The sequence below is a fragment of the Kiloniella spongiae genome, assembly GCF_001026905.1.
Taxonomy (GTDB): domain Bacteria; phylum Pseudomonadota; class Alphaproteobacteria; order Kiloniellales; family Kiloniellaceae; genus Kiloniella; species Kiloniella spongiae.
This window is the reverse complement of record NZ_LAQL01000019.1, coordinates 78,099-92,291: the sequence shown is the minus strand read 5'-3', so window position 1 is coordinate 92,291 and position 14,193 is coordinate 78,099. Positions and strand designations below refer to the sequence as shown.

The window sequence follows — 14,193 nt, the reverse complement described above, 5'->3', positions numbered from 1 at the left end:
GAACGCATTGAAGGATGACCGTGCCATGATAGTGTCTCTACTGAACTCAGACATTGAGAAAATCCCGCTAGGAAAATGAAAATTTACTGTAGAGTAATCTCAGGAGGATTTTTTGCAACGGAGCCCCTGCGACGACAGTCAACACAGGCAATGCGCAGGATGAGCGGCGGGTTACGGATTTGGCCGAAGTATAGCGCGGAAATGAGTAAATGATATATAAAGGCAAAGCATCCTTTGTACTTGCAAGAATCTGTCTGTAGCGATGATAGTGGGCGGGTAACAGAGGTCGTTAATGCTATTGCTTTTCAAAAGATCAGAACATCATGAGCCGCTTATCCAAAGATCAAATCACCATTCGAAATGTCGAAGATGCTGATATCGCTTTCATTCAGGAAATCTACGCTGATGAAGTTTTGCATGGCGTTTCCAGTTGGGAAGAAAATCCGCCTGATCAAACTGAAATGCTTAATCGGAAAAATGGTATTGTTGGCGGTGGCTATCCCTATCGGGTTGCGGTTCAAAACGATAAAGTTGTGGGTTACGCCTATGCCTCGCCCTATCGTCCTCGACCGGGCTATCGCTATACGGTGGAAAATTCGATCTATATCCACAAGGATGTTCGCGGTTTAGGACTTGGTCGTTTGTTGCTGGAAGACCTGATTAATGAATGCGAGATCAGGGGCTATCGTCAGATGATTGCGGTCATTGGTGATTCAGAAAACTTGCCATCAATCGATTTTCATCAAAAAATGGGGTTCGAACTGGCTGGGACGATCAAATCTATCGGATTTAAGTTCGGCCGCTGGATGGATAGTGTTCTCATGCAGCGGCCCCTTAATGATGGCAGTGACAGTCTGCCGGAATAGAAAAGGTTCACCCGCTTTTCGCCTATGAGCTATGACAGTGCAAAAATTGCTTCGATCTCTATCTTTAGTTCCGGGGCAAAAAGAGATTCTATTTTAATCAGGGAGCTGGCGGGTGTGTGATCACTGTAGATTTCCACGAGAGCACGTCGCAGCGCGTCGATGTCTGATAAATCTGTTACAAAGATCGTCACCTTCACCAAGTGCCGGAGGCCGATACCTTGGGCTTTGGCAATAATTTCCAGTTGCGAAAATATCGCCTTGGCCTGATCTGCAATAGGAGCATCTTGAGCGGGTGTGCCAAAAGCTGTGAAACCGGAAGTGTAAAGCGTACTGCCCTGCATGACAGCGTGGGTATAGGGGCCAAGGGGCAGTCCGAGTTCCGGGTAGTTGATCCGTTCCAGTAACATGATTTCCTACCTATCTTGATTACGAAATTTTACGAACGATTTGCTGGGTCGTTATGTTGATAAAAGGTCCCAGGGCAAAGGCAATGACAGCCGCAGCGGGCCAGGCAAGCCGAAAGGCGATGAGCCATTTATCAATGAAGTCCGGGCTCCATCCCAAATTTATCCATGTAACCCAACAGGTCATCAACAGGGAAAGGATGAACGACATCAAAATTGAAAAGACGATGCGGTGTTTCATATGTCTTCTCTTATTTCTAGGCTGCAATATTCATTTGCAGACGTTCGATGTAATTCACTTTGGTGTAGTTATTCTCCAGGTAAGCTAAGGTATGGGGTGCTTCAAAATGCGCCTTGAGTGCATCATCGTTCACCCAGCATTCCCACAAGGTAAAGCATTCTGGTTTGTCCTGTTGTTGTAAGATTTCGAACTTGATACAACCGGGTTCTTTGACCGTATCTATAACCAGTTGATTGAGCGCCGATTTTACAGTGTTTAAATCCGCACCATCCTGAAGTTCGATGCCTGCACTGATCCAGAGTTTGCACATTTTTTTCTCCGCTATTTGCTCGAGTAATTTCTCATCGGTTAAATTGTGAGTGGTACAGGCAATAGCTTTAATAAATTTCATTAATAGGATATATATCTAATATTGGGTTTATAAATTCCATTAATGAAATTATGTTTGACGATATCTCTCTTTTTATTCGCATTGTTCAAAAGCGTAGCCTTGCTGCGGCAGCTCTGGATTTAAACTTGCCGGCGGCAACAGTTTCCCGTCGTTTGAAAAAGCTTGAGGACAAGCTGGGTTGTCAGCTACTTCACCGCTCTGCACGAAAGTTCAGCCTTACGGCTGAGGGAGAGGTTTATTATCGGGCTTATGCAGATTTGGTGCAGCAATTTGAAGCCATAAGCCGGAACTTAAGCGCCGATGTGCATCAACTAAACGGGAAGTTAACTGTATTGGCGCCAACAAATGCTTCTGTTGGAATTTTACAGCCTATGTGGTCGGAATTTATTCGGCTCTATCCGGAAATACAGCTCAATCTTTTCCTGAGTAATCAGACTAAGGATATACATCAGGGGCAGGTGGATATGGCTTTGCGTGTTGGCCCACAGGAGGATTCTCTGCTTTTCCAAAAGAAATTGGGGAGTGTTGCAACAATTCTGGTTGCTTCACCAGATTATCTTGCTGATCAAGGAGAGCCAGATGGTCTTAACGCTTTAGAAGAGCACAGGATCATTCTTGTAAATACTGTTCCGCTATGGAAGCTTCAGTATTGTCCTGATGGTTATAGTGATAAACATCGTTGGGAAGAGATTCGCCCTCAAGCAACAACCATTATCGATGATATCGGTTTGGCAAGCCAACTTGCCCGTGATGGCCACGGTATCGTTCTTTTACCTGTTAGTGAAATTGAAATGGAATTGAGTGAGGGGGCTTTGGTACGTGTATTACCAGAATGGCAAGGCGCAAAGCGCGAAATTTTTGCTGTCTGGCCCACGGGGCGTTTATTGAGTGCAAAGGCGAGGTGTTTAAGGGGTTTTATGCAAAACTTTATCGCGAGGAACAGTGTTTTACAGGGCGCAATACTATAGTATTGCGCTCATAATGTCTGCCTTGTCCGTATACTTGTTTTATGCCAGCAAGGGTAAGTGTTTGGGTCGTGAGTAAAGTTTTATAAGATTTTGAATCATTATTATGATTAATATCAATGCGTTAGATTGATGGTGTGGTCACTCTTCCTCCCGAGTGAGGAGAAAAATCAGAAAATAACTTGCATAATTTAAATTGCGCACAATATAATTTTATACAATTTAATATTTCATTCGGAGTTAATGTTATGAGCCAAGCTACACAAAAATTGGAAAAAGTTGTTTATACTGCTTATGCCGAAGCCACAGGTGGTCGTGAAGGTACGATCAAGTCTGATGACGGGGCGCTTGATATCGCCTTAACCACACCAAAAGAACTCGGTGGCGCCGGAACTTTCGGTGTGAACCCGGAACAGATGTTTGCGGGGGGCTATGCCGCTTGTTTTATTGGTGCTCTCAAAGTTGTCGCGGGAAAAGAAAAGGTAACGTTACCGGATGCGACAAAAATTGCGGGCGAGGTTGGTATCGGTCCGATCCCGGGGGGTTTTAATATTGCCGTTGTCTTGAATATCAGTCTGCCGGGAATAGAGGCATCGGTTGCAAATGATCTTATCGAGAAAGCACATAAGGTATGCCCCTATTCAAACGCAACGCGTGGTAACGTTGATGTCGAACTCAAGCTTGTTTCGTAAAAGGTGAAATAAGAAGACATTAACATGTAGATCAGAACGCATTGCCTCTATTTTAATTGAAGATAGAGGCAATGCGTTTTAATGTTAATGAATAGCTTTCCCGTTGCAAAGATCAGACGTTAAGGTACTCTTTGCAAATTGAAAATATTGGATAAATTACCTTACGTGAAATGACGAATAAAGCAGATCAAAAATCTCTCCAAGCCAAAGCTTGCTCAAAGGTATCGCATCTGGAAGAGCAACTTTGTTTTGCGCTATATCGTAATTCACAGGCAATTATCAAAAAATATCAACCTTACCTTAAAGAGCTAAGCCTGACCTATCCGCAGTATCTGGTGTACTTGGCGCTGGAGCCAAAGGAAGAGACCACGGTGAACGCGTTGGGGAAGGATCTGGGTCTTGATTCTGGTACGCTATCTCCTTTGCTCAAGCGAATGGAACAAGCCGGGTTTGTCAGTCGTAATCGTTCTGCCGAGGATGAACGCAGGGTTATGGTCAAGCTTACTGATAGAGGGCGATTTCTTGAGCAAGGTGTCGCGAAAATGCAGCAAGCAGTCTCTTGCTCAGTGGGACTTACAATGGATGAATTTCAAGACCTTCTCGGACAACTTAATCATATGGCTAAGACCATGGGGGCAAAGACGTGATGCTGGTGTTAAGGTATATTCAGCGAGACATTAGTGAACATTACTTGAAAACATAAAAAGAATATCTGATTTAGGAATAACTGTTCTGATGGCTTTTGGACGAGCCAGATGATATTGCTGCTTTGTGATTAGATTAATATCTTATCCTAATTCAACAGGTGAAAGGCCGGGACTATTCGGATCTTTGGTCAAAAGAAGTCAAGAGAGATTGTTCGACAGGGATTAGTTGAAATTTTCCCTCGTCTTTGGCGCTATTGTCTGGTTCTGACCCGGAACAAGGACAATGCGAACGATCTTGCACAAGCTGCATGTGAGCGTGCGCTGGAAAAGGCGGACAAGTTCGAAACCGGGACGCACCTTGATCGTTGGATCTTTCGAATTGCCCAGCGGATCTGGCTAAATGAGTTGCGTTCTCAGGCTGTTCGTCGCGGCGGTGGGCTTGTATCTGTTGACGATGTTGAACTCCCCGATACAAAAGTGGATACGGAAACGAATATATACGCTTCTCAGGTGTTGAAAGAAGTGTACCTCTTGCCTGAAGCACAGCGTATAACCGTTCTGTTGGTTTATGTCGAAGGCTTTAGTTACAAGGATGCGGCACAGGTACTGGATATACCGATCGGCACAGTTATGAGCCGACTGGCAGCGGCACGTGGCCGAATTTCGCAAAGAATGGACAGAGAAAAGACAGGTACAGAATGAGCCAGATGACACAGTTCTCAGACGAAGATCTGACGGCTTTTCTCGATGGAGAAGCCTCCGCCGACTTGGCGCGTCAAATAGAGCAAGCACTGGACGTTGATGCCGCACTACAAAAGCGCCTTGAAGATCTGTCTTTACCTGTGGATGATCTTAAAGCTGCAATGCAGCAGGTTACGGATCAGGCGCCGAATTTACCCGATATTTTAACAGATAGCGTCGCTGTATCAAATAAAAGCTCTGGTAACTGGATCTATGCCGGGTCTCTCGCAGCATCTATTCTGGTTAGCTTGGTCATTGGTGGCGTACTCGGGAAAAGTTACTTTGTGCCAACCGAAACCCCGGGATGGAAAAGCTATGTTGCTGCGTATCAGTCGCTTTATGTTGGCGATACGTTAAATAGCGTTGAATTAACACCGGAACAGACACAGAAAAATCTTGATAATCTGTCCAGTAAAATGGGCATTGATCTGGCCAGCATGACATCTGGATCTGACCTTGTTTTTAAACGGGCACAATTGTTGGGATTCAAGGGCAAGCCGTTGGTTCAATTGGCTTATCTTTCACCCAAGGGGCAACCCGTTGCGCTTTGTATCATTCGAACTGATAAGGGGAATACAGAAGCTATCGGTATGGATAAGCTGGAAGGAATGGCAGCCGCAAGCTGGCGTAAAAATGGTTACGCATTTCTTTTTATTGGCGGGCAGGATGAAACTGTTATCCACGAGGGCGCTGCACGGTTTAAAGCGTTGCTGTAACGTTAATGTTGCTTAAAAAAACGCTCGTTTATCTTCGTTTAAAATGTTGCTTTCATCGAAAAAACTTAGTGCTTCAACTTCAATACTTCGGACTTAATTTCTTCGGTTCCAGGGGAATGTGTCTTCTGGGATAAAGCTTATGTCATCCTCTGCGCGCTGATCTTCTTTGGGGTCATCATATTTGCGTCGTCGACAAGGGCCAACATAACTTTCAATGCGGACAAAGGGGCGAGGTTGTTTGATGATACGCTCAATGGCTTTGTACAGCATCATTGGTGACAGGGGTTTTAAAATAAATTCGTTCATTCCCTTATCACGCGCTGTCGTCACATCCGTTTTCTCGGCAAGTGCTGTCAAAACAATGATCTGAATATAGGGTGTTGGGCTACTCTCTTCTGTGCGAAGCTGACGGATAAGTTCATTACCATCCACAGGTGCCATATCCAAATCAATAATGGCTATATCCGCGGGCATGGCACGTAGCGCCTGAATGGCTTCTTCTGCCGAGGAAGCGACCCGTGGGTTGTTGATATCAAAGGCACGCAAAATTGTCTTCACAATACGCTGCATGATGGGATTGTCATCGACAATCAAAAACTCGATGTTTTTAAGATCACAGGCCGTTGTCAATTTTATACCGCTCTAAAACACACTGTTTGAAATCCTGCAAAGAATATACCCCAAAGAATAACCCTAAAAGAATATGATTAGTGATAACGAAGTCAGGTTCAAACCAATATTGACAGAAGGGTATCTGTTAGAATGATGCATAATCAAAGAGATACATATGAAACACTCTTGGTTTATTTTTCGTTAAGCCAAGGCTTTCTTCTGTTTCATTTTGTCGCTTGTGGGATAGGTGTTTGAATTTCTATTTTTGAGCGATTTTGTTTTTAGTGTCTAATTTTATGGTCTAATCAAGTGTCTTTTAGGTGCTGTCAGTCATCACTTTTTTGTGCTCTCTGATAAATTGATAAAACCAACCCGAATTCAGTCATGAATTGAATTACAGTTTCTCTTCCTCAAACCAAAGGAGAGAAATATGTTTTTTCAAATAGACCCAAATCACTATGAACACTTTCAACCGCAAATGAAGTCGATGTTCGAACTGCGTTATCGCGTGTTTTGCGAACGGTTGGGGTGGGTTCCCGGTGAAGATCAGATGGAGCGGGATCATTTTGATGATTTGACACCGAGTTATCTGATTAAACAGGAGCCTGACGGTACTGTTTCTGCCTGCGTTCGTTTGCTGCCATCAACAGGGGCAAATATGCTGCGTGACACCTTTCCGGAACTTTTGTCAGGTAAAGATTGTCCGGCAGAAGAGAATATCATGGAATCAAGTCGCTTTTCTGTGGATACGGCACTATTGAAAAGAAGAGGAGAGATGGAGTTATCTAAAGTAACCCATGAGTTATTTATCTCTATGATTGAGTTTGGATTAAGCAAAGGATTAAGCAAAATTATCACGGTTACAGACTTGCGTATGGAGCGCTTAGTCAAAAGATCCTGCTGGCCTTATGAGCGTCTGGGAGAACCACAGAGGCAGATGGATGGGCAGAAAATAATCAAGGCTGTCGCTATAGCGGGAGAAGTGTCAGAACAAGCCTTGTCCGCCGTAAGGAAAAAAGCAGGAATGTTTAATCCTGTTTTGTTTAGTCCAGTGATAAGGGGGAATTACGCCAATATTGTTAAGATTGCGAGTTAATTCCTTAAGTAGAGTATAATCTATTGGACGTTTCACCCTAAATTGTTAGGGTGAGACGTTCTTGAATTGATAAGGTTGGGTAATGAAATACTCTGAATTAGTATTGTCATTAAAAGAAATGAAGCAATGTGAAGCTACTGATGATTTACAGAGTGTTTTTTCCAAGGTTATTCAAAGGTTAGGTTTTCAGCAGTTCGCCTATGTTCGCTTTACCAAAAATTGTGTCGCGGTTGAGGTTTCAATCTATACCTATAGCGAAGAGTGGAAAGCTATTTATTTTGAAAAAAGATACGATCAAATAGATCCTGTTTTTGTCGAAGCTTTTAATAGGAGTGAAGCTTTTTTCTGGTCGGCTTGTATGACCGAATTTACGGGAAAGCATCAGGAATTTTTTGATGAAGCGACAGAATATGGCATTTTTAATGGAATTACTGTTCCGCTTAAATCTGATGCAAAGGCCAAAGCAATCTTGACGATGGCGGCGGCAAAGACAAATGAAAATAGAAATGTCACCGAAGAATCATCCGAAAAGATTGCTTGTGCGACAGCCATTGCTGAATGTTTTCATCAAGTGGCGATACATATCTTTAAAGAAGGAAATCTGACATTAAAACTTCGGCAGCAACAAGTCTTAACGCTCGCTTCTTATGGAATGTCGTCAAAAGAAATTGCAGCAACGCTTGATAAATCTGAAGCATATATAAATGAGTTAATTACAGGTGTTCTACATAAACTCGGTACGCAAACGCGGTCCGCTGCCGTCCGCAGAGCATTAGAGCTTGGGTTACTCGATTGATTCTAAAGAAACCCTAAATTCCTAGGGTTTTGTTTTCTGTGTATTTATCTTATAATGTACACTTATTGGTTGTTAGCGCAAGTGTGGCATTCGCAGGGGCATAACTAACGTGGCAACCTACGTCTAAAAAACTTCTACGCAGATAAGTGAGAGCGCATATAAATGGCCACAACCCTAAAAGGCAGTCGAGCACTATTACATGCTCTTGATGCCGTAACCGCTATGGAACAAGCGAGGCAGAAAATTAAGCTGAGTGGCCAGAAAACACCTGATAAAGTATCTGGGGGGCGAAATATCAAAGATGTGGGGGCTGTCGAGCTCTTTGAGTTTCTATCTGAAGGGATAAAAAACTGAAGGGATAAAAAAGGCTGATTTTTCAAATAGAAAAATCATGGTTTTAATTGGTGATTACTTTATTTGTTATTTTATGGGCAGGTATAACGTTTTAACACCACTCTATTGGGGAGAATCTTTGCAAAGTTCTCTAATGCATGATGCATATTTTCTTTTGCGAAGTCCGTAATCGCATAAAAATGTACAGTGCCAGAGGCGGCGGTTACCGGGACACTCTTTAGTTCGGCAATCAGACACCAATCGCGCGGGATGTTTGCTCCAAACCAGCTTTTGTAAATCATTGCATAATCGATATTTTTTTCTTCTGCCAATATGTTAACTGTATTGGCATCAAGCGTATTGTTTGCTCTGAGTTTTCTTGCTTTTTCGGATCCCAAGCCCCAAAGGTCGAGAACATACTGATTATTTTTGTAGGAAACCCATCCCAGATCATTCACGGCTACAGGACGGGCAAAATAATCGGTCGCAAATCGGTGCATTTGGTACTGTTGTTCGTAGATGCCTCTGGATGCAGAGGGTGTTGCAATTGCGGCGAGGCTATAAGGGGTGCCTAGGGCAATTAAGAAGCCAATAAAAAGAAACTTTCCTTTAAAATCATTCTTTCCAAGCGTAGCTCTTATTTTTTTGCTTAGCAGATAAAGCATTCCAAGTGTCATAACACTTACAGCATAAACTTCGTAACGATGGAACCAATTGTATCGCCCTGCAACCAGGTGTGCCAGCAGGGTTAATATGAGAACTCCCCCAATGATGAATTTAGGAGCACACCATAATTTGCGATGAGAGAAAGAGCGTTTCATCAAATCTGATACAATAATCATGGCAACGACAATGATTGTAACAAGGAAAATCAGACCCCACCGCTCGGTTAGTGATGAGCGGAAATTTGTGACGAGGGCCAACAGGCTATTACCTATTCCTGATTGCTCTGTGCCTATTACAAAAACGTTTGATTTGACCATGACTGAACTTGGTAAGATGGACAGATCTATAGAAAGCATTGTAAAGCCATAGAGAGCTATTATACCTGCTATGGACAGGATGATAATAATGGCAAGGCGTTGATGTCCAAGAAACAATAGCGCAATTACTGTGGCGGTTGAGAGAGCTAATCCCTCGAAACGAATCAAAGGGCCTGTGATAACGGCAAGCAGAAACCAAATGGGATAGAGATTCTCCTCTACAAGAATAATTAATCCACGAATTGTTGCCAAAGCGACCAGAACATGAAGTGAATGCTCCATCCCTGTCATCGGCAAAGCAAAGCCACTGATTGATATTATTAATAATAATCCAATCAGATTTACAAAGAGGTTATTGGGATGCGTGTCTTGGGGGAGTACATAACACCAAAAAAAATCCAATAGAATATAAACGGAAAGTCCTGTGGCGATTATGTTTAATAATAACGGCGTGAATTGTGCTAAGCCAACTAATTCTCCCAAGCTGAGTAAAAGAGGGTAAATAATGGAAGATGAGGGAGAGGCATATTCACCTGTATTAACACCATAGCTTCCCTGAATTATGTTCTCGGCGACTGAGAGATGGATATACGGATCATCAAGTGTATAGATCAGGTGCCCATTCGAGAGCCAGATGCTTGATCCTATTATCAGGACAGAGAGGGAAAACCAGATGAGCAGCGTTTTTTTTAAAAACGACTTTCTGTGCTGTGAAAACGTTCGGCTGGTCAAAGGACGTCCTTGAAAAAAATTTGTGCAGTATAAGACACGAGCGGTTTTTTACTACACAACCAATAATACCTAGATCATTAAATTTCCTTAAAGAGTTGTGATGATTAATTTTTCCATATTTTATAGAGCATCATTTGGTGTGTGTAGATCGACATGAATACTTCTATTACAAAAAAACACCGCAACATTCGGTGAGGAATGCTGCGGTTGAGTTGGTTCCTTATTTGACAGAACCCAGTTAATTCATAGTGTACAGTCTTGGGCTTGGGAGAGCTTGAAGAGCGTACAGTGGTTTTCTACGGGCTTGTAAGTGCCCGCTTGGCAGGTGGTGTTGAGCGGGGAAGGCCCGCAGCCGATGACTGGCTGGTACAATCGGTTGGGACTTGTTCCCGGACCTTCACCCGTCTGCTTTAGGTCGTTCGGATTTTGGATCGTAAAGGGGCTTCAAGGACAAGGTGGCTTCGAAGCGTTCACAAGCTATTTCGACCGAGAAATTATCTTCTTTTACCCAGTCAACTGTGACTCCGTTTTCGTCGTGGACATAGCCAAGGCCGATCGTACTGCCCAGCGTATGACTGTAACGGCCAGAGGTAATCTTGCCGACAATCTTATCGCCTTTATAGATAGGCTCGTTGTGATACATCATCGGTGGTTCACCGTTGGCCATTTTGGCATTCTTGAGTTGTAGGGAGACCATCCGTTTGGTAAGCGGTTTTCCCTTCTGTTCCAACAATGCATCGCGTCCGATAAAACCGTCCGGTTTATCCCATGCGATGGCAAAGCCGAGGCCTGCTTCCAGTGGCGTGTCTTCGTCCGAAATTTCATGGCTCCAGTGACGGAAGCCTTTTTCAATACGCAAGGTATCTACGGCGTGCATGCCGCCAAGGGTGAGGTCCATGTCCTTCCCTGCTTCCATCAGGGTATCAAAGACATGAACGGCATATTCGGATGGGACATAAAGTTCCCAACCCAGTTCACCCACATAGGTGATGCGGCCAGCCTTGATCTTGGCATAGCCCATCTCGATTTCCTGACAGGTGCCAAAGGGGAAGGCAGCATTGGAAAGATCAGCGGGCGTTACCTTTTTCAGAAGGTCACGACTGTTGGGGCCCATAACGGCAAACAGCGCATAGCCGGATGTTACATCTGTTGCAAAACAATGATCATCGTTAGAAATATGGCTATTGAGGAAATGGAAATCGCGAGTTTGTGTGCCACCAGAGGAGAGCACCATAAAGCTGTTTTCAGCCAGACGGGTTACGGTTAGATCTGCTTCGATACCGCCGCGTTGGTTCAGCCATTGGGTATAGACCATCTTGCTAACAGGAACATCAATGTTGGCGCCTGAAATCTGGTTTAGGATTTTCACGGCATCCTTGCCCTGCACCATGTATTTTCCGAAAGAGCTCATGTCGAAAAGGGCGACGTTCTCACGGGCTGCTTTACATTCTGCGCCACAGTAATCATGCCAGTTCTGCGGACCGTATGAATATTCATATTTTGGCTCAACACCTTCGGGAGCAAACCAGTTGGCACGTTCCCAGCCAGCCATCTGTCCGAAACAGGCGTTGGCTTTTTCCAGACGATCATGAATGGGTGATCGCTTGATATCACGACAGGTCACAGGCTGTTTTTCAGGCCAGTGCATCTCATAGAGCAGGCCTAAGGCCTCTGTTGTGCGATCAAAGAGATATTTGTCGCCGCCTTGGAAAGGTTGAACGCGGCGGATATCAACATCCCACATATCAACAGGGCAATTGCCCTGAACAATCCAGTCAGCAAGAATTTTTCCCGCACCGCCCGCTGATTGAATACCGGTAGAGTTAAACCCGGCAGCAACATAGAAGTTCTTCATCTCGGGGGCTTCGCCGAGATAGAAACGGTTATCCGGTGTGAAGCTTTCAGGGCCGTTGAAGAAGGTATGAATACCGGCACTTTCCAGTAGAGGAATACGCGCCATGGCGTTTTCTAGTGCGGGGGTAAATTGATCCCAGTTTTCAGGCAACTCGTCAAAGCAGAAATTATCAGGAATACCTTTGTGGCCCCACGGTACAGCATTTGGCTCAAAGCACCCGATAAGGAGCTTTCCTGCATCTTCTTTGTAGTAGTTGTATCCATCAGGGTCACGAAGAGTAGGCAACTTTGGTAAGCCGTCGATGGCTTCGGTCACAATGTAATAATGTTCTGCCGCATGAAGGGGCACATTTACACCGACTTTTTTGGCCACTTCGCGCGCCCACATACCGCCGCAGTTCACCACGATTTCGGCGCGAACTTCACCTTGGTCGGTAACAACACCGGTCACTTTACCTCCATCGGGACCAGGTTCTGTTATGATGTCTTCGACCTTGATGCCTTCGATAATCGTTGCGCCGCCTTGTCGGGCTCCCTTGGCAAGGGCCTGTGTTGTATCAATAGGGTTGGTCTGTCCATCCCCCGGCAGGTAAACGCCGCCGACAAGATTGCTGACATCCGCAATAGGATAGTGTTCCAGAATTTGTTCCGGTGTGATGACATCTACTTCCAGACCAAAGTTACGTGCCATAGAAGCGCCGCGCTTGAGTTCTTCAAAGCGTCCTTCGGTTTGGGCAACAGAGACTGACCCCGTGTGAACCAGCCCGGTTTCCTGTCCGGTTTCTGCGGCAAGGTTCTTGTATAGATCGGCAGTGTACTTTGCCATTTTGGTCAGGTTTTCCGTTGCACGGAGTTGACCAACCAGACCAGCGGCATGCCAGGTCGTACCACAGGTAAGCTGTTTTCTTTCCAGTAGCAGTACATCTTTCCAACCGAGTTTGGTCAGGTGATAGGCCACTGAACAGCCGATTACGCCACCGCCAATAATGACAACCTGTGCCTGTTCGGGAAGAATTTTTTTATTCGCCATCTTACTAATTCCATACAAGAGGGGGCTCATTACAAGATGAGAGCGGCCCCGGGATATTGTTTTGTTCTGTTGGGAGTAATCTTGAACACAGCCCCCAACGAGTATCGATCACAGATCGTTAATAGTGGGGCGGAGAGAGTATCCAGAGGACTTCCGCGTCTTCCGCGCCGTTGTTATAGGTTTTGTGCGGATCTCCGGGATTGATGCGAAAGCTGTCACCAACACCGAGTTCATAAGTACGTTCCCCGATTTCAACCGCAATGGTTCCCTTTATGACGTGTCCGGAAACTTCGACCTTTTCCCGAATTATCTGAACGTCGCCAGTGGCTGAGCCGGGCTCGAAACGTCCCATAATTAATTCGACATCACCGCTAAGATCAGGAGACATCAGCTCTTCGACCATACCTGATCCGGTAAAGCTGAGGCGTCGCCTGTGATTGTGGCGAACGATGTGGCTTTTTTCTGTGGGGTCAGCGGCATCTTCACCATGGAAAAACCAAGAGTTTGAAACTTCCAGTGCTGCAGAAATTTTGTTGAGGATCGGAATAGACACAATAGAGATACCGCGTTCAATCTGACTGACATAACCAACAGATTTTCCGATTTTTTCGGCGAGCGTTGTCACAGACATACGCTTGGCCTTACGCAGGTCACGGATCTGCTCACCAACGGTGACGGACTCATCCTCTAGATCATGCTGATGTTGATCCTTTTGATGTAGCATCTCAACTTTGGGTCGTGCCATCTGTGCCACCAAACTTATTTAAATAATAGTTGGCACATTAAAAACAGTAAAAATGAAAAAAGATAGTGAAAATTTCATTTAAATGAAAAAATGCAACAAAATTACACAACTAATATTTTCTTTTCGAATGTAATTTTTTAATTAACTATCTGTTATTAAATAAAAAAATTAATAAAGTGAATTCCATATAAAATGAAAAAGCTCGAAGGGAAATGAAAACCCTTCGAGCTTTTAGTGACTTCAGAGGGGAAAGAATTTGTCTTCCCTTATGCGATATTACGATTCTGGCAAGCAGGCTGTTCCAAAAAAGAATCACAGCCCCTGAAGTCGAGAAGAGGCTTGTTCGGGA

At 44.4% G+C, this 14,193-nt stretch carries 16 protein-coding genes; 9 read left to right on the top strand and 7 right to left on the bottom strand.

From position 1 onward, the window contains the following. Nucleotides 1-323 precede the first annotated feature (323 nt). Nucleotides 324-866: a GNAT family N-acetyltransferase gene (locus WH96_RS19475; protein ID WP_047765893.1), complete on the top strand. Its 543-nt coding sequence runs from the start codon at nucleotides 324-326 to the stop codon at nucleotides 864-866. Between the two features lie 29 nt (nucleotides 867-895). On the opposite strand, the gene WH96_RS19470 is transcribed toward WH96_RS19475, so the two are convergent. The 3 genes from WH96_RS19470 to WH96_RS19460 are packed head-to-tail and all read right to left on the bottom strand — an operon-like array spanning nucleotide 896 to nucleotide 1,821. Further along, the gene (locus WH96_RS19470) at nucleotides 896-1,273 is read right to left on the bottom strand and encodes a RidA family protein (protein WP_047765892.1); all 378 of its coding nucleotides are present in this window, start codon (nucleotides 1,271-1,273) and stop codon (nucleotides 896-898) included. A gap of 19 nt (nucleotides 1,274-1,292) precedes the next feature. Next, entirely contained in the window at nucleotides 1,293-1,511 is a 219-nt protein-coding gene (locus WH96_RS19465; protein ID WP_047765891.1) for a DUF2798 domain-containing protein, read from the bottom strand. 16 nt (nucleotides 1,512-1,527) lie between these two features. Continuing rightward, nucleotides 1,528-1,821, bottom strand: coding sequence for a putative quinol monooxygenase (locus WH96_RS19460; protein WP_047765918.1), 294 nt, complete (start codon nucleotides 1,819-1,821; stop codon nucleotides 1,528-1,530). A 131-nt stretch (nucleotides 1,822-1,952) separates the two neighbouring features. Between WH96_RS19460 and WH96_RS19455 the strand changes: the two genes are divergently transcribed. The 5 genes from WH96_RS19455 (at nucleotide 1,953) to WH96_RS19435 (ending at nucleotide 5,663) form a co-directional block, all read left to right on the top strand. Continuing rightward, on the top strand, nucleotides 1,953-2,870 hold the full coding sequence (locus WH96_RS19455) for a LysR family transcriptional regulator (protein ID WP_047765890.1): 918 nt from the start codon (nucleotides 1,953-1,955) through the stop codon (nucleotides 2,868-2,870). 245 nt (nucleotides 2,871-3,115) lie between these two features. Then, nucleotides 3,116-3,559 carry an organic hydroperoxide resistance protein gene (locus tag WH96_RS19450; RefSeq protein ID WP_047765889.1) on the top strand — a complete coding sequence of 148 codons (444 nt, stop codon included), beginning with the start codon at nucleotides 3,116-3,118 and terminating at the stop codon, nucleotides 3,557-3,559. Nucleotides 3,560-3,729: 170 nt separating this feature from the next. Next, entirely contained in the window at nucleotides 3,730-4,206 is a 477-nt protein-coding gene (locus WH96_RS19445) for a MarR family winged helix-turn-helix transcriptional regulator (RefSeq protein WP_047765888.1), read from the top strand. A 174-nt stretch (nucleotides 4,207-4,380) separates the two neighbouring features. Then, nucleotides 4,381-4,908 carry a sigma-70 family RNA polymerase sigma factor gene (locus tag WH96_RS19440; protein WP_204248261.1) on the top strand — a complete coding sequence of 176 codons (528 nt, stop codon included), beginning with the start codon at nucleotides 4,381-4,383 and terminating at the stop codon, nucleotides 4,906-4,908. After that, entirely contained in the window at nucleotides 4,905-5,663 is a 759-nt protein-coding gene (locus WH96_RS19435; protein WP_047765886.1) for an anti-sigma factor family protein, read from the top strand. The genes WH96_RS19440 and WH96_RS19435 overlap by 4 nt, the downstream gene beginning before the upstream one ends. A gap of 93 nt (nucleotides 5,664-5,756) precedes the next feature. Here the strand turns inward: WH96_RS19435 and WH96_RS19430 are convergent, their stop codons facing one another. Next, nucleotides 5,757-6,293 carry a response regulator gene (locus tag WH96_RS19430; protein ID WP_053006156.1) on the bottom strand — a complete coding sequence of 179 codons (537 nt, stop codon included), beginning with the start codon at nucleotides 6,291-6,293 and terminating at the stop codon, nucleotides 5,757-5,759. 412 nt (nucleotides 6,294-6,705) lie between these two features. Between WH96_RS19430 and WH96_RS19425 the strand changes: the two genes are divergently transcribed. From WH96_RS19425 to WH96_RS19415, 3 genes are all read left to right on the top strand, one after another. Beyond that, a complete protein-coding gene (locus WH96_RS19425; protein WP_047765885.1) occupies nucleotides 6,706-7,371 on the top strand; it encodes an acyl-homoserine-lactone synthase in 666 nt (221 codons plus the stop codon). 82 nt (nucleotides 7,372-7,453) lie between these two features. After that, nucleotides 7,454-8,167, top strand: a complete 714-nt coding sequence (locus WH96_RS19420) for a helix-turn-helix transcriptional regulator (RefSeq protein WP_082130600.1) — start codon at nucleotides 7,454-7,456, stop codon at nucleotides 8,165-8,167. Between the two features lie 162 nt (nucleotides 8,168-8,329). Continuing rightward, complete coding sequence (locus tag WH96_RS19415) at nucleotides 8,330-8,521, top strand: hypothetical protein (protein ID WP_047765883.1); 192 nt, start codon at nucleotides 8,330-8,332, stop codon at nucleotides 8,519-8,521. Nucleotides 8,522-8,592: 71 nt separating this feature from the next. On the opposite strand, the gene WH96_RS19410 is transcribed toward WH96_RS19415, so the two are convergent. The 3 genes from WH96_RS19410 to WH96_RS19400 all read right to left on the bottom strand — a co-directional run bounded on the left by WH96_RS19410 (nucleotide 8,593) and on the right by WH96_RS19400 (nucleotide 13,844). Beyond that, on the bottom strand, nucleotides 8,593-10,215 hold the full coding sequence (locus tag WH96_RS19410) for a hypothetical protein (RefSeq protein WP_047765882.1): 1,623 nt from the start codon (nucleotides 10,213-10,215) through the stop codon (nucleotides 8,593-8,595). A gap of 397 nt (nucleotides 10,216-10,612) precedes the next feature. Then, nucleotides 10,613-13,099, bottom strand: coding sequence for a GcvT family protein (locus WH96_RS19405; protein ID WP_047765881.1), 2,487 nt, complete (start codon nucleotides 13,097-13,099; stop codon nucleotides 10,613-10,615). Between the two features lie 118 nt (nucleotides 13,100-13,217). Next, entirely contained in the window at nucleotides 13,218-13,844 is a 627-nt protein-coding gene (locus WH96_RS19400; RefSeq protein ID WP_053006155.1) for a helix-turn-helix domain-containing protein, read from the bottom strand. Nucleotides 13,845-14,193 lie beyond the last annotated feature (349 nt).

Bases quoted from the DNA above. Each gene is read 5' to 3' on its own strand.
- WH96_RS19455 (WP_047765890.1), top strand. From the start codon at position 1,953: ATGTTTGACGATATCTCTCTTTTTATTCGCATTGTTCAAAAGCGTAGC.
- WH96_RS19415 (WP_047765883.1), top strand. From the start codon at position 8,330: ATGGCCACAACCCTAAAAGGCAGTCGAGCACTATTACATGCTCTTGAT.
- WH96_RS19445 (WP_047765888.1), top strand. From the start codon at position 3,730: ATGACGAATAAAGCAGATCAAAAATCTCTCCAAGCCAAAGCTTGCTCA.
- WH96_RS19450 (WP_047765889.1), top strand. From the start codon at position 3,116: ATGAGCCAAGCTACACAAAAATTGGAAAAAGTTGTTTATACTGCTTAT.
- WH96_RS19425 (WP_047765885.1), top strand. From the start codon at position 6,706: ATGTTTTTTCAAATAGACCCAAATCACTATGAACACTTTCAACCGCAA.
- WH96_RS19405 (WP_047765881.1), bottom strand. From the start codon at position 13,099: ATGGCGAATAAAAAAATTCTTCCCGAACAGGCACAGGTTGTCATTATT.
- WH96_RS19470 (WP_047765892.1), bottom strand. From the start codon at position 1,273: ATGTTACTGGAACGGATCAACTACCCGGAACTCGGACTGCCCCTTGGC.
- WH96_RS19460 (WP_047765918.1), bottom strand. From the start codon at position 1,821: ATGTGCAAACTCTGGATCAGTGCAGGCATCGAACTTCAGGATGGTGCG.
- WH96_RS19400 (WP_053006155.1), bottom strand. From the start codon at position 13,844: ATGGCACGACCCAAAGTTGAGATGCTACATCAAAAGGATCAACATCAG.
- WH96_RS19420 (WP_082130600.1), top strand. From the start codon at position 7,454: ATGAAATACTCTGAATTAGTATTGTCATTAAAAGAAATGAAGCAATGT.
- WH96_RS19435 (WP_047765886.1), top strand. From the start codon at position 4,905: ATGAGCCAGATGACACAGTTCTCAGACGAAGATCTGACGGCTTTTCTC.
- WH96_RS19465 (WP_047765891.1), bottom strand. From the start codon at position 1,511: ATGAAACACCGCATCGTCTTTTCAATTTTGATGTCGTTCATCCTTTCC.
- WH96_RS19475 (WP_047765893.1), top strand. From the start codon at position 324: ATGAGCCGCTTATCCAAAGATCAAATCACCATTCGAAATGTCGAAGAT.